17 protein-coding genes are annotated in these 14,562 nt (G+C 43.6%); 10 read left to right on the top strand and 7 right to left on the bottom strand.

Translation table 11 applies throughout. The features are described from left to right. Positions 1-13 precede the first annotated feature (13 nt). Both ACQKFO_RS10530 and ACQKFO_RS10525 read left to right on the top strand, forming a co-directional pair. The gene (locus ACQKFO_RS10530; RefSeq protein ID WP_427598577.1) at positions 14-442 is read left to right on the top strand and encodes a hypothetical protein; all 429 of its coding nucleotides are present in this window, start codon (positions 14-16) and stop codon (positions 440-442) included. 235 nt (positions 443-677) lie between these two features. Next, the gene (locus tag ACQKFO_RS10525; RefSeq protein ID WP_427598576.1) at positions 678-926 is read left to right on the top strand and encodes a YueH family protein; all 249 of its coding nucleotides are present in this window, start codon (positions 678-680) and stop codon (positions 924-926) included. A 104-nt stretch (positions 927-1,030) separates the two neighbouring features. Here ACQKFO_RS10525 and ACQKFO_RS10520 read toward each other — a convergent pair whose 3' ends face one another. Then, complete coding sequence (locus ACQKFO_RS10520) at positions 1,031-2,233, bottom strand: ATP-binding protein (RefSeq protein ID WP_427598575.1); 1,203 nt, start codon at positions 2,231-2,233, stop codon at positions 1,031-1,033. A 137-nt stretch (positions 2,234-2,370) separates the two neighbouring features. After that, positions 2,371-2,988, bottom strand: a complete 618-nt coding sequence (locus ACQKFO_RS10515; RefSeq protein WP_427598574.1) for an HAD family hydrolase — start codon at positions 2,986-2,988, stop codon at positions 2,371-2,373. Positions 2,989-3,176: 188 nt separating this feature from the next. Here ACQKFO_RS10515 and ACQKFO_RS10510 point away from each other — a divergent pair, with 188 nt between their 5' ends. Next, positions 3,177-4,199, top strand: coding sequence for a serine hydrolase domain-containing protein (locus tag ACQKFO_RS10510; RefSeq protein WP_427598573.1), 1,023 nt, complete (start codon positions 3,177-3,179; stop codon positions 4,197-4,199). Between the two features lie 108 nt (positions 4,200-4,307). Here the strand turns inward: ACQKFO_RS10510 and ACQKFO_RS10505 are convergent, their stop codons facing one another. Continuing rightward, complete coding sequence (locus ACQKFO_RS10505) at positions 4,308-4,583, bottom strand: hypothetical protein (protein WP_427598572.1); 276 nt, start codon at positions 4,581-4,583, stop codon at positions 4,308-4,310. A gap of 260 nt (positions 4,584-4,843) precedes the next feature. Then, complete coding sequence (locus ACQKFO_RS10500) at positions 4,844-5,440, bottom strand: YdhK family protein (RefSeq protein ID WP_427598571.1); 597 nt, start codon at positions 5,438-5,440, stop codon at positions 4,844-4,846. A gap of 179 nt (positions 5,441-5,619) precedes the next feature. On the opposite strand from ACQKFO_RS10500, the gene ACQKFO_RS10495 reads away from it, so the two are divergent. Then, on the top strand, positions 5,620-6,981 hold the full coding sequence (locus ACQKFO_RS10495; protein WP_427598570.1) for a sensor histidine kinase: 1,362 nt from the start codon (positions 5,620-5,622) through the stop codon (positions 6,979-6,981). 18 nt (positions 6,982-6,999) lie between these two features. Next, on the top strand, positions 7,000-7,683 hold the full coding sequence (locus tag ACQKFO_RS10490; RefSeq protein WP_427598569.1) for a response regulator transcription factor: 684 nt from the start codon (positions 7,000-7,002) through the stop codon (positions 7,681-7,683). A 50-nt stretch (positions 7,684-7,733) separates the two neighbouring features. Here the strand turns inward: ACQKFO_RS10490 and ACQKFO_RS10485 are convergent, their stop codons facing one another. Continuing rightward, the gene (locus ACQKFO_RS10485; RefSeq protein ID WP_427598568.1) at positions 7,734-8,060 is read right to left on the bottom strand and encodes a four-helix bundle copper-binding protein; all 327 of its coding nucleotides are present in this window, start codon (positions 8,058-8,060) and stop codon (positions 7,734-7,736) included. A 398-nt stretch (positions 8,061-8,458) separates the two neighbouring features. On the opposite strand from ACQKFO_RS10485, the gene ACQKFO_RS10480 reads away from it, so the two are divergent. From ACQKFO_RS10480 to mce, 3 genes are all read left to right on the top strand, one after another. Then, complete coding sequence (locus tag ACQKFO_RS10480; RefSeq protein ID WP_427598567.1) at positions 8,459-9,598, top strand: YibE/F family protein; 1,140 nt, start codon at positions 8,459-8,461, stop codon at positions 9,596-9,598. Then, positions 9,595-10,377 (top strand): YibE/F family protein, encoded by a 783-nt coding sequence (locus ACQKFO_RS10475; protein ID WP_427598566.1) that lies wholly within the window; start codon positions 9,595-9,597, stop codon positions 10,375-10,377. The genes ACQKFO_RS10480 and ACQKFO_RS10475 overlap by 4 nt, the downstream gene beginning before the upstream one ends. Positions 10,378-10,573: 196 nt before the next feature. After that, entirely contained in the window at positions 10,574-10,999 is a 426-nt protein-coding gene (gene mce / locus ACQKFO_RS10470; RefSeq protein WP_427598565.1) for a methylmalonyl-CoA epimerase, read from the top strand. Positions 11,000-11,141: 142 nt separating this feature from the next. Here the strand turns inward: mce and ACQKFO_RS10465 are convergent, their stop codons facing one another. After that, complete coding sequence (locus tag ACQKFO_RS10465) at positions 11,142-12,053, bottom strand: cupin domain-containing protein (protein ID WP_427598564.1); 912 nt, start codon at positions 12,051-12,053, stop codon at positions 11,142-11,144. 169 nt (positions 12,054-12,222) lie between these two features. On the opposite strand from ACQKFO_RS10465, the gene ACQKFO_RS10460 reads away from it, so the two are divergent. Beyond that, entirely contained in the window at positions 12,223-12,381 is a 159-nt protein-coding gene (locus tag ACQKFO_RS10460) for a hypothetical protein (RefSeq protein ID WP_427598563.1), read from the top strand. A gap of 78 nt (positions 12,382-12,459) precedes the next feature. Beyond that, positions 12,460-13,245, top strand: a complete 786-nt coding sequence (locus tag ACQKFO_RS10455) for a putative hydro-lyase (protein ID WP_427598895.1) — start codon at positions 12,460-12,462, stop codon at positions 13,243-13,245. A gap of 27 nt (positions 13,246-13,272) precedes the next feature. Here ACQKFO_RS10455 and ACQKFO_RS10450 read toward each other — a convergent pair whose 3' ends face one another. Next, the gene (locus ACQKFO_RS10450) at positions 13,273-14,538 is read right to left on the bottom strand and encodes an ATP-binding protein (RefSeq protein WP_427598562.1); all 1,266 of its coding nucleotides are present in this window, start codon (positions 14,536-14,538) and stop codon (positions 13,273-13,275) included. Positions 14,539-14,562 lie beyond the last annotated feature (24 nt).

Below are 14,562 nucleotides of genomic sequence, written 5' to 3'. Positions count from 1 at the left end.
GGAGGTGATATCAATGGAAAAGCAAATGGTAGAAATTTTATTAGATCTACAAAAAGATTTTAAAGAGTTTCGAGGTGAGCTGCAAGAGACTAAAGAGGATGTTAGAAACATCGGGAATGATTTAAGAGAGACTCAGTCTGATGTCAAAAATATCAGTAATGATTTAAAAGAGACTCAGTCCGACGTCAAAATTATCAGTAACGATTTAAAAGAGACTCAGTCCGACGTCAAAATTATCAGTAACGATTTAAAAGAGACTCAGTCCGACGTCAAAGACATCAAAGAAACGGTAAAAAGAATTGAGGCGTCACAAACAGATGATGTCGTTGCTTTATTAAACGTAACCAAACCGAATGCAGAATCTGAATTCCTTTATTTAAATAAAAGACTAACAGAAATCGATAAGCGGGTATTCAATCTTGAAAGTCGGGTTGAACGTTAATGGTCTTCGTAACGTAGCGGAAGCGATCAAGAACCCATCAATCTTCCATACCCCATCCATCTACCTATCAACATGACCCCGCCTGCTATTTCTACATTTTTTCTATTCATGCTTATTAAGTCAATTTCAACTTCAATTATTCCTTTACCATTACACCAGCATGCAATGCTTAGCCTTCACAGGTTAATCCTGTTATACTTACATTATCTACCTTAAACCTGAAATGAGTGATTTCATGTTAACCTCATATGAGAAAATAAATCTGTCAGGAAACAAACTTGCTGAAGTTTATCTCCATAAGACTCCTGATAATCGATTTATCGTATCGATACCAGCAATCCACTGGTCTGCAGAATTCAATCAGCAGGATGATATTAGTGTTCAAAGTACAAAACTTCAATCCTCGCTTAATTTTCATATGTTCCAAGGTGATACAGACGAATTAGTCACAGCTATCGAAAAGTTGGTTCAAAGTCATTCTTAAATACTAGGCACAAAACAGCAAATATGTTTATTTGCTGTTTCTTCATGCTTATCAAGAAAGGTCCGTCCCTCAATGCTTTAGTGCGTTGAGGGACGGACCTTCTTTTAATTCGGAACAAGGGGAAATTTCAGTGTGACTGTTGTGCCATCTCCCGGATTGCTTTTAAACTGTATGTTCCCGTTGTATTTCTCCACAATGTTGAAGCAAATCATGAGGCCCAGGCCGGTTCCTTTACTTTTTAAGGAGTAGAAAGGAGTGCCGAGGTTCTTCACTTCCTCCTGACTCATCCCACGTCCGTTGTCTATAATTTGAATGCAGACTTGGCCTTTTACTTTGACAGCCGTTACCTTGACAGAACCGCTATGCAGAGAGGCTTCGATGGCATTTTTAATGAGATTGATGAATAGTTGCTTTAATTCAATGGAATTGGCCGCCACATGACAATCCATTTCCACGTTGAGATCAATGCCGTTATCATTCAACAGACCGTACATGTTGAGGAGTTCCGTTACATCTTTGAGAACCATTTCAACATCGACGTTGTCTACCTTCTCCACATTGTCCGGCTTTGAAACAGACAGGAACTGGGAGATAACATGCTCCGCCGTATCGAGTTCATTTATCATCAAGGCAAAATTCTGCTTCTGGCTTTGGCTGAATGCAGGGTCCTCCACATAATATTGAAGAAATCCATTCACGACGGTCAGGGGATTCCTGATTTCATGGGCGACAGCCGCCGCCAGCTGACCCGTCGTCCTCATCCGCTCCGCCTGCTGCACCTGTTCATAGTAAACCCTCTGCTTCTGAATCCGCAGATTCGTTAAATGAAAGATAAAATACAGGAGGATCTGACTGGCCAAGAAGTTCACAACATTCCCTACTAAATCTCTGTAGATGAAAGGATAGTCCTGTCCCTTATCTACGAATCCGATATAACCGAATGTAAACGCAATGAACACAGAATTGATTACAAGCGAAAAATAAAAAAGCCTCTTGTCAAAAAAGAGAATCGAAAAAGCAGGAATAAAACAAAGTAAAACAAATCCCGACCAGGTTTCAGGATACAAGAAAAACAACGCGTAAAAATAACCGGTAGACGAAATGACCGTCATATACCTCATCCACGCATTCTCATACCACGGATAAACCAATAGACAGATGGAGATGATCACGATCATCACCCCATGCACCGCGAATCTTGAATTCACAGCATTATCCACCAGTAGACCTGCCATCATCAGGACGATGATGAATGAAACAATCATATAATAATATTTTTTATGTAATCGACCATGAAATTCCTTCATTGAAATGCTCCCACTAGAAAACTCTATTTCTGTCATTCTATGACAGGACATAGTAACTATCTTACAAAAATCGGGAATAGTCAATAATGAAAATAGTAGGGACGGACCTTCTCAAGGTCCGTCCCTACTCTATATGATTAGAATATATTCAACAGCTCATCAAAAGAATCAACGGCTTGTGTATATTCATCCGCTTCCCCAAACCCATAACGTGCATAGATAAATGGAATGCCCGCTTCCTTTGCCGCTTTTTGGTCCCCTTCTGTATCTCCAACGTATACCGGGGCATTTAAATGGTTGCGCTCGATGATGAGTTTTATATTTTCGCCTTTTGAAAGTCCTGTTCTGCCAGGGTTCTCATAATCGATGAAATGCTTATCCAGTCCATGATAATCATAAAACGCCTCGATATATCCGTCCTGACAATTGCTCACGATAAACAGCTTGTACTTCTTTGACAGCTCTACTATCACCTCTTCCACATGGTTATAGAGACTGCCTCCATGCTTACTTAAGTGCGGGATCTCGTGACGGGACAAATCCTTAAGAAGCTGCTCCCGCTCCTCTTCGTTCAATTCAGGGAACAATTTCTTACCGATTTCCTTCATTTGAAGTCCCATGGTTCCCTCAAGATGCTTCCTTGTTATGCCTTCTTTTAACTGGTTATGTTCGTTGATGACGCTATTCCATGCTTCCAGTACGGATTCTATTGGGTCCCAAAGTGTGCCGTCCAGGTCAAAGATGATGCTGTCCATGATTGATTCCTCCATTTAGTAGGTATTTTTCTTATAGGTAAAAAATGTAATTATATGTAGTATAACAGAAAATATCAGAGGGAAGGGGATTTCCTAAGTCATCTGTGATGGTCCCATAGATTACACACCAAACAGGAAATTTATGTTAAAATATTCAGTAGAGTCATAGACTATTGGAGGAAAATTCAATGAACAAACATACAGAGCTGAATACCCTAATACATGAAAGCTGCATAGAACTCGACTTCTCAGGTGTCTCCCTCGTCAAACAAGGGACAGAAGTTTTATCAGAAAGCGCATATGGCTTTGCGAATCGATCGGACCAAATTCCTAACACCCCGGGTACACATTTCGGGATTGCCTCTGGGAGTAAGTTATTTACGAGCATAGGGATAGGTCAATTGGTTGAAAAAGGGCTACTCTCTTTTGACACTCGTCTAAAGGATTGTTTGGATATTGACTTTCCTCATTATGATGAACGTGTGACCATCCATCATCTTTTGACACATACTTCTGGCATTCCGGATTATTTCGATGAGGAAGTGATGTCTGATTTTGAAGAGCTGTGGAAAGAAACACCGGTATATCATATGAGATCGCTACAGGACTTTCTACCATTCTTTCAATCCAATCAAATGAAATTCACTCCCGGCGATCGATTTCATTACAATAATGCAGGTTTCATCCTATTGGGATTGATCATTGAACAGCATACCGGGCAGTCTTTTACAGAATACATAGAATCTGAGATTTTCAATAAAGCAGGCATGGACGATTCAGGCTATTTTTCTTTGGACTGCCTTCCTCCCAATACGGCAGTGGGATATATAGAGAAAGAGAATACATGGAGAACCAACCTCTATTCAATTCCTGTAAAAGGCGGGGCTGACGGCGGGGCGTTTATTACAGCATCAGATATGATGGGCCTTTGGGAAGCATTATTTTCTTATAAACTACTAAATGAAGAAACGGTCGGAAAACTGCTGACCCCTCATGTCCATGTCAATGGAGAAGTGCACTACGGGTATGGAATTTGGATGAACCAAAGGAATGATGAAATTTACAAGTTTCATGTGATGGGGTATGATCCCGGAGTCAGTTTTCGTGCCTCTTATTATCCTAAACTTGACTTGAAACTGGCGATTCCGTCCAATAGAGAATCGGGACCGTTTGAAGTGACGAAAGAGATTGAGGGGTATTTTGGGATCTGAGCGCATTAAATAGGGTTCCATCGTCTGGACATTTAGTCATCGAAGGACGATGGAACTTCATTCTTTAATGAGGCTCATACTATTGTGAATCCCTTTTTTCCCACAGCTTCAATTGAAATATCTCATACCTCCCCATATTAAAACCCCCAGCGCAACAATGGCTAAAAGCAAGTCTAGTAAAGCCGACTTCTTCCTTCCATTCTTCAGATTCATCACTGCGTCATAAATGCTCTTAAATACCCAAAAAGACACTAGAGACATCCAGCCGATGGAGTCATTTTGAGGCTGGTCATCAAACATCATGATCCATGCCGCTATAATAAAGGAAAGCAGGAAGACATTGATGGCAATCTTTAGCGGTTTATTCAATTCATAAGGCTCCACTTTTCCACCCTCCTTATCACCGAACTACTCAAACCGGAGTCAAGAATTCATAATTTACACCTTCTACAATAGCATAAATTACCAAAATAATTCTTGATTTCTCTACAAATAGTCACCCCCCCTATATGTACATTCTTCAAGTTTACCGTACGATCGGGTGCACCGGTGTCTCAGGATGGCTCCCTTTTCATTTTTCATATATAAAAAGAGCCTATCCTTTATAGAATAAGCTCTTGCTCAATGGTTTCCTAACCTAGCCTTTATTCAGCCGGCGACAACTCGCTCTCTGTTACCCATTTATGATTCTTGACTTCTTCTCCACCTGTCACGGGTGTGAAATCCACCATATACACCGTAGTCTCTTCAGCAGATTCCACTGTGGCAGTCGCATCTTTCATCCCTTCCATATGGTCGGCGTCCAAGACGACCTCATCGCCGGATGCATAAGGTTCCTCCCCGTAATCGGCAACTTCTTCATGGATGACCCATTTATGGTCTTTCACTTTTTCTCCGCCAGTGGTCGGTGTATAGGTAACAGTGTAGACGACGGTCTCATAAGCACCTGAGATCAAAGCTTCTGCTCCCTTCATCCCTTTCATATGGTCATCTTGGATGATGGCTTTGCTTCCTACTGGATATGTCGGATTGGCAGCTTCCTTCAAGCCCTCCGGTACCTCTCCTGTACTGGTACTGGAGTGGTTCATGTCATCATGACCCATCCCGTCCATTTCTTCCTTCATCTCCTGGTCACTTCCGCCTTCATGTCCCGTATCCTCTTCATTGTTGGAGCAGGCTCCCAATAGGAGAAACAGTGCTATAACGAGTAACAGGATCGTTTTTTTACTATTTGTAGTCATGGTCATCCTCCTTTTTATCTTCTCAACCAAGTTTACCCCGCAAAATTGCAATTTATATGGAGAACGGAAGTAGAATCATGAAGAATTTATGACAAGTGCTATCCGGCTTTCAGACATTGTGCATAGTTTTTTCATATTTTTTCGGTAGAATAAAGGAAATGACAAAATGAGGTTATACCATGAATAAAATTTCAACCAAGTTAGCCCTCTGCTTTACAATCGCGGTTCTCGTGATGGAAGGATTGTTGATGCTCTATCTACATGACAATATCATCGATACACGGGTCGGTGAGGAGTTTGAATCGATTCTATCCCGGGGAAACAGTCATCGTGATGTGCTAGAAGATCGTTACTCAGAAACGACACTCCATCACATCGCCCTCATGGAATCGAAAACGGAAACGGAAGTCGTGATCACTGATCAAAATCATAACGTCATCATTGGCTCAAGGGAATTAACAGATGGAATGCGTGAACTGATCCAGGTCACCCCTGAGACGTTGACCCGTGAAGGAAGGGTCATCGAATCAAATTGGAAGGATATGAATTATTTAGCTACCGTCACATCCTTCGAAAGTGAACGGAACGAAGGATATGTCTATATGTTCAAGAGCGCCGCACCGTTACGGAATCTGATCAGCCAATTGAACAGTCATTTCCTTCTCGCAGGAATACTGAGTCTCATCATCTTAACCGGGATCCATTATCTCCTTTCGAAACTCCTGACGCGTCCCCTGTTAAAGATGAAGCAGGCGACAGAAAAATTGAGCAAAGGGAATTTCGAGGTGAAACTTCCGGAACTCGGTCAGGATGAACTTGGGGATCTCTCGGATTCCATTCAGAGGCTGGCGACAGATTTAGAAACCATTCAACAGGAGCGCACTGAATTCTTAGCTAATATTTCCCACGAACTCAGGACCCCGCTGACCTATGTACAAGGGTATGCCAATGTGGCTCTTCGAGAGGACATCCTGGAATCTGAACGGAAAGAATATCTGAACATTATCCAGGAAGAATCAAAAACCATCCTGTCGTTGATCGAAAATTTATTTGAGCTGGCAAAAATTGATGAAAACAATTTCTCCATTCAAACTGAAGCCATCGATTCGGGGGCTTTTTTTCACAAAGTCATCAACAAGGTTGCTCCTGTTTTTAAGAGAAAGGGAATCGATCTCATTTTGACTGTGAAGGAGGATTTCACGTTCCATGCCGACCCCATACGTCTCGAGCAAATCGTTATGAACCTGTTGGATAACGCACTCAAACATTCGCCTCCTCATTCAACAACCGAGGTGACGGTTGAGGGAACCGAATCAGGAGATATGCGCCTCGTGATTAATGATCAGGGAATGGGCATCCCACTGGAGGAACTTCCACAAGTATTCAACAGGATGTATCGGGTGGAGAAATCACGTTCAAGGGAATTTGGTGGATCCGGTCTCGGGCTATCCATTGTGAAAGAACTGGTGGAAGCACATGGCGGTCAAATTTCGATCCAAAGTGAACGCAATAAAGGAACATCGATCAATATTATTCTGTGAAGCTTGGAGGTCAGTCTGGTGAATACCATTTTATTAATCGATGATGAAAGAAGGATGCTGAACCTGCTGGAGCTTTATCTGAAGCCTCACGGGTATGTATGCAAAAAGAAAAATAACGGCTATGACGCAATTCAGGCGGTTAAGAAACATGCCGTAGACCTGGTCATATTAGATATCATGATGCCTGAGCTTAGTGGCTTTAAGACTTGTGAAAAAATCAGGGAGTTTTCAAATATCCCCATCATCATGTTAACGGCCAGGGGTGATAAGGATGACGTCATTAAAGGCTTAAACGCCGGAGCTGATGACTATATCACGAAGCCCTTTGACGAAGGGGAACTGGTCGCTCGTGTGAATGCTCAATTCAGAAGGATCAAACAGTATGACCAAGTAGATGATCATCACTTGATCAGAGGGGCTTTTACGTTGGATGGAGACTCCTACTCGTTAAAATACGAGAATGAAATCAGTTCTTTGACGTTAAAAGAATATAAAATCCTGCACTCTCTGATGAAGAACACAGAACGGGTTTACACCCGTGAACAGCTCCTTCTCATGGTATGGGATATTCATTCCACGACAGATATCCGAACCGTGGATTCCCATATCAGGAATTTAAGGGAAAAGCTGAAGAAAACAGGTTTCCCCATTGAACAGCATTTAAAGACAATATGGGGCATCGGCTACCAGTGGAAAATATAAGAAAAGATCAAAGGTACCCTGTCCTTTGATCTTTTCTTATGTTCACCCCATTAGGCGATTTTCTTACATTCTTCTGCACATTTGAAGCAAGCATCGGCACATGCCTGACAATGATCATGATCATGCTTCTTGCACTCTTCCCCACAAGCTTCACAAATCGCAGCACATACTCCAGCGAGTTCAGATGCAAATGGTGTCCCTCTTACTAAGGATTGTTCTAAGTATGCACACATATCAGCACATTCCCGATCGTACCGGATACATTCTTTCATCATATTGAGATCTTCTTCCTTTAAACAAGAATCGTAACAATGGTTACAAGCTACCATACATTCATGCAATGCGTTGATGACCGATTGATATTTTTCGTGTGACAATGTGAACTTCCTCCTTTAAGATAGTGTATTTCCTACACGTTTACTATAACCTGTTCATTTTGTAATAAACGGATAAGTTGAATATATTTCATAAGGAAGAAATTTCGTTTCATTTGCATATTTTTTGCACAAATAGAGGGTAAGCAAGGGCATCTTTGAGTCGTGCTCATTACATAAGGCTGGCAGGGAACACCTCCCTTTATCCGGGACGGACCTCAGGCTTTCTTATGGATGCACAAGGTCCGTCCCTTCTTTTGATTAACCGCACCTTTTATGGAATAATGAATAAATGCTCGTTCCATCAATGCACGTATCCAATGGAAGACCGGATGGTTGAACTTTTTTAGTTCATCTCATACATATACTAGTTTTGAAATAGATCATGGAGGTATGAATGGTTGTTTGCACAAATCACTGAACGCAAGAATAGCAGTTCAAAGCATCTTTTTATCTACATCATCCTCGCACTATGTGTCACCGCTTCCCTCTATTTCGTCTACCACAATCATGAATGGTATGATCGACCGATTGCCGAAGTGATCAGTACGAAGGTTGTGGAAACGACGGAGATGGAGGATATGAACGGGAATAAGGATCGGCTGTACTCCCAGCAGATCACAGCTGAGCTGAAGAACGGGAATCAAAGGGGTGAGACGATCACTTTAACGAATGAATATTCTTCCTCCGGCGCAACTGATCAAGAATATCGCCCCGGGAATGAATTATTCGTCAGTATCGATTCATCTTCTTCAGGAAAAACAGAGCTGACCGGAAACATAGAAGACGTCAAACGGGATACATACATGATGATCATCGGATGGGTTTTTATCCTTCTCTTATTGGTAGTCGGGAAGAAGCAGGGGCTGTTCTCCCTGATCACCCTCGGAGTCAATGCCGTCATCCTGTCCTACGCCCTGGACATTCACCTGAATTCAGAGGATATTAGCCTGTTGGTGGTATGCAGCATCGGAGTGATATTGTTTACCGGCATATCCCTTTTATTTGTCAATGGCTTTAATGAAAAAACGTACGCAGCGGTTGTCGCGACCTTGCTCGGAACGTTCATGACACTATTGATTGCTTATGTTGTGGTGGGATTCACTGCCGGAAACGGTCTCCGATACGAGGAGATGCAATTCCTGACCCGTCCGTATGAAATGGTGTTCATGGCAGGAATACTCGTGGGGTGCTTAGGAGCGGTGATGGATGTCGCCATCACCCTCTCGTCGTCCATCTTCGGACTATATGAGAAGAATCCGGACATCTCCATCAAAGCGTTGAGGAAGTCGGGATTCGATATCGGTCAGGACATCATGGGAACGATGACGAATATTTTGTTCTTCGTCTATATCAGCGGGGCGATTCCCATGCTCATTCTTTTTTTCAAAAATGCTTCCCCACTGGGATTCACCCTTTCCATGAATCTTTCACTGGAAATGGCGAGGGCACTGACCGGGGGAATCGGCATTGTCCTCTCGATCCCGATCGCTATCTTTACATCCATCTTTTTTGTCAACAGAAAGAAGGCTAGAGCATGACTGTACAATTGTATCTCGCAGCTATTCTTTTCATTTTAATGATCACGATTGGTGGAAAAAAAGGGGCCCGGTCCTTTGTAGCCTTATTTCTTAACTTCGGCGTGCTCCTTTTCACCATTATCTTGATGAATGATCCGAATCTGAATCCGATCATCCTGACGCTGATCGCCTGCACCCTGATAAGCTGCATATCCCTATTTTTCATAAGTGAGATCAACATCAAGACGGTGACAGCCTTTCTTTCGACGATCATCACCACCGGCTTCCTGCTCTTCTTCATCCTGATGTTGACCGATCAGGCTATGATCCAGGGATTCAGTGAAGAGGAAACCGAGGAAATCGGGGCGTTTTCCTTATTTGTCGGAGTGGACTTTGTGAAAATCGGGGCTTCCATGATCATCATGAGTACGATCGGAGCCATCATTGATCTATCCATCTCGATTTCCTCGCCCATGCGTGAAATCGCCTATCACAATCCTGCTATCAGCAGAAAAGATCTATTCTCCTCGGGGCTGAGCATTGGAAGGGATATCCTTGGAACCAGCACGAATACGCTGTTCTTTGCTTTCTTCGGAGGCTATATGGGACTGCTGATCTGGTTCAAGGACCTATCCTATTCGATCGGGGAAATCGTGAATTCCAAAGTATTCAGTTCCGAAATGATCTTCATCGGTTCAGCGGGGATCGGTGTCGCCCTGGCGATTCCGGTCACTTCCTGGATCACGGCTTACTATTTGGTGAACCGGGGCAGCGGGTCGAGGGACAGGATTGAACGATGAAAAATCAATTTTATTAAAAGAAGCTAATGGCCTGTAGTATAGGTTGTTAGCTTCTTTGATCCTTTTGTCCAAAAATCAAAGATGACTACTAATCGAAACTTCGAATAATAAAAAAAGGGACAATCCGATTCTTTCACGTCATGAAAAGAATATGGTAAGATAGCACATAAACTGATGAGACTTTAGGAGAATGATCATGAAAAAAACAATCGACCATATCGGAGTGGCTGTCAGAAACATTGAAGATACCATCCGCTTCTACGAGAATGTCCTTGGGGCAAAGCTGATCGACCGCTACAGAAGTGATGCCAAGGGTGTCGAAAGTGAGATTGCCATCATGGAGGTGGACGGTGCCAGAACGGAATTACTTGCGCCGACGAATAATGATACATCACCGATCGCCAGGTTCATCAGGCAAAAAGGTAAAGGGGTCCATCATATCGCGTATCGCGTGGATGACCTCGATGCCGCTCTCGAGGAACTGAAGCAAAAGGGGATCCGCATATTGGAGGACAGCCTTCGCATTAACAAGCATGGCAGAAGATTGATCTATTTGAACCCTGCTGATACAGAAGGCACGATCATTGAGTATTGTGATTATCCGGATGGGGAAAAAATCTAGCCAATCAAAAAAAGCATTGAACTCAACTTGAGTTCAATGCTTTTTTTGTGCCCTTAACGACCACTCTTCCGTAAAATTCCCCGTCTTCGAGCTTTTGATTGGCAATTAATACACGGCCATTTTGGCTAAACATGAATCCCTATTACCTAAAATAATACCCACGACCTGCTTCTGCAGCTTCTGCATCCGCCTTCGTCACATGAACCGTCCCCCGGGGATGCTGAGGTGGAGCATAAATGGAATAGAGCTTAATCGGCGTATTACCCGTATTAATCAAATTATGCCACGTACCGGCCGGGATCACGATTGCAAAGTCTTCCTTCACTTCCCTCTCAAAGGTTAAATTATCCTGCCGGTCTCCCATCCGGACGATTCCCTGCCCTTGCTCCAGGCGCAGGAATTGATCCAGATTCGGATGGATTTCCAACCCGATATCTTCTCCCGGATTAATCCTCATTAAGGTCACCTGCAAATGCTCTCCCGTCCAAATGGCGGTGCGGAATGTGTCATTTTGAACCGTTGCGTCGTCGATATTCACGACAAACGGTGCCGGCCCATAATCCATGGATTGCATCCGACTGTCCTCATCCGCTCCGAGCGCACTCAAACGTCTCGCATGCTCCCATTCATCCTTACACGCATTCGCCAACACCTCATACACAGGTTGATGCTGGGCGTGCAGGCATCCAATTCGGAATTGTTCGTAATCTGCCAATTCCGCTTCATATCCCCTCTGCAGTCCTTCCAGGTAAGAATGGAATGGAACGCTCTCCACCTGATAAACCGGCTGACTTCCCGTAAGCGAAGTATATAGATTTGTCAATTGCCACCAGTGACGATGTTCATCTTCCATCAGTTGAAGAAGTTCATGCTGGTGGTATTGATTCGGGGCTGCATGGGCTAATCGGCTGTACAAATCGGTTGTTGCCGCTTTTCCCCTGATCCCGTCGAAAAGGATTTCAGCAATCGGCTGATTCGTTTCCTCCCCGGTTCTTGCTATGGGGTTTGTATTCGCATAAGACTGATATGGATATGTCATCGGAACATTGTACATGCTTCTCATTCCTTTCAGATTTTTACCAAGATATCTTATGTTAGTTCCAGGGAAGTGTGCTCATACCTATTTGAACGAATCGAGGTTCAAGAGATTAACATTCCATCATCGGGGTATAGTCAATAAATGGATGCATTTGGAAGAAATCTCAGTGAGTGAGGTGATCACAATGAAACACTGGTATTTTCCGTTCCTGGTCGGGATCATCGTTTTTTTCGGACTGATCCTGGTCGGAAAGCAGGATTTTTCGTTTATCCTTACCTATAGTGTGGGGATATTACTGGGCTTTTTGATGATCTATTTGATTAAGAGAAAGCGGGAGAACTAGCCCTTTCAGGATTCGGCTTCAGTATGGATGGACGTCCTGTGTTAAAATAGAAAAAATTCGATCAATAAAGAAAGGAAGCTGAAAACCATGCTACCGTCAGAACTAAGAAACCGCATCCGAACCGGGGAGCACCGATCCCATACGTCCGGTGTGTGCCAGGATTATGTACAGACCAATCTAGTCGTCCTCCCTAAGGAATACGCCTTTGACTTTTTACTATTTACCACCCGGAATCCCAAATCCTGTCCGATTGTCGAAGTGCTGGAAGCGGGTGAATTCGAATCAGAGTATGGGAAGGACTCCGATATCAGAACGGATATCCCCCTCTATCACGTCTATGAACATGGACAATTGGTGGAAAAGAAAACGCGGATCGACGATGTCTGGAGAAATGATTTCGTCACCTTTCTCATCGGGTGCAGCTTCACATTTGAAAGTCAGCTGATCAAGGGAGAGATCCCTTTGCGCCATATTGAGGAGAATAAGAATGTTGCCATGTATAAGACGAATATCCAGACGGAAAAAGCCGGAGTTTTCCAAGGGCCAATGGTCGTTTCCATGAGACCTGTCCCAGATCACCTGGTACAAAAAGCAGCCGACATCACCTCATTATTCCCTAAAATGCACGGGGCTCCTGTCCATATCGGTGACCCGACTGAAATCGGCATCGGGGACATCACCCGGCCCGACTATGGTGATTTTGTCGGTATCAAGGAGGGAGAAACACCGATGTTCTGGGCTTGCGGTGTGACGCCTCAAGCCGTCGCCCTCCATGCAAATATCCCCTTCATGATCACCCATGCCCCTGGTCATATGTTCGTCACGGACTGGAGCAATGAGGAATATTTGAATGAAGGAAAATGAGGGACGGACCTCTAAGAGGTCCGTCCCTCATCCCGTTACAACGGGGAATGTTAGAGTGATCGTCGTGCCTTGATATATCTTACTTTGAACATTTACCTTACCACCCATCGCATCAACCAATTGAAAGACCGTCATCATGCCAAGACCTGTGCCTTTGGTTCCTTTCAGGGAAAAGTACGGTTCGCCAAGGCGAGTGACTTGTTCCCGGGTCATCCCGATCCCCGTGTCGTTGATTGCAATCAACAACCGATTTTTTTCTTCATAGCTGATGACATTCAGCGCTCCTCCTGATTCCATGGCTTCGATGCCATTTTTCAGAACATTGATGAGGACTTGCTGAAGCTTGTTGGAGTCCCCCATTATGGAATGGGTATGGGATAACTCAACATCCATCGTCACTCCTTTTTTGAGGGCAAGGGGCATGATGATATCTTTTGATCGCATGATTTCCCTGGTCACATCCAGCTCCGCTTCTTCTTCAGGATGGGGCTTGGCAAAGGATAAATAATGATTGATCACTTCCGTCGCCCGGTCGATTTCACTGACAGCCACTTTCGATAATTCGGTATTGCTCGATGGATTTGCCGGATCTTCATTGATTAATTGCAGAAAGCCTTTGACCGTCGTCAACGGGTTTCGTATCTCATGACTGATGCTCGCTGCCAGATGGCTGACGACCTGCATCTTTTCATATTTAATGGATTCCAGTTGAAGAATCACGGTGAGCCGGATCATCTCACAAAGGTACAAAACAAGGAAAGTGGATACGGTCAGGACACCAGAATAAATCACGAACGCCAAGTAATCCTTAAAATCAAAGAACAACGATGGAATCAGAAGGCCAAGAATCGAGTAACAGAACGAAATCAGGGTAAACCAGTATACTCTGATCCTCCAAGGCTTATCCGATAGTTTCGGAGATAGATAGTAGATTGCTACACTTGATAGGATCGTGAGGATAATTGTGACAATCAATCCATGCCCCATAAACGGGACCCGGACGGCGATCATCGTGACGGCCAATCCTATCAGCACCTTTCTTCCCCCGTATATCCCGCCAATTAAAAAAGGAATGAAACGCAAATCATAAAGGAAACCGCTATGTAATTGATGCGACAGCAAGACACTCAGGATGATCAGGACCATATTGGTGAGAAAAACTTGAAAGGGTCCCATATGAGCTTTCATGACGCTTTGCTTCGATAAATGATAGAAGTTTACTAATAAGACAATGATCAGAATGACAAGGAGGTTGATCAGTAATCCGTTAAATAACGCTGAATGGTTCATCATGTATGCCTCCATAATTTCAGGTCT

It is taken from the genome of Rossellomorea sp. NPDC071047, assembly GCF_050270195.1.
Lineage (GTDB): Bacteria > Bacillota > Bacilli > Bacillales > Bacillaceae_B > Rossellomorea.
Note: the sequence above shows the minus strand (reverse complement) of the source record. Positions and strands in the feature narration are given on the sequence as shown.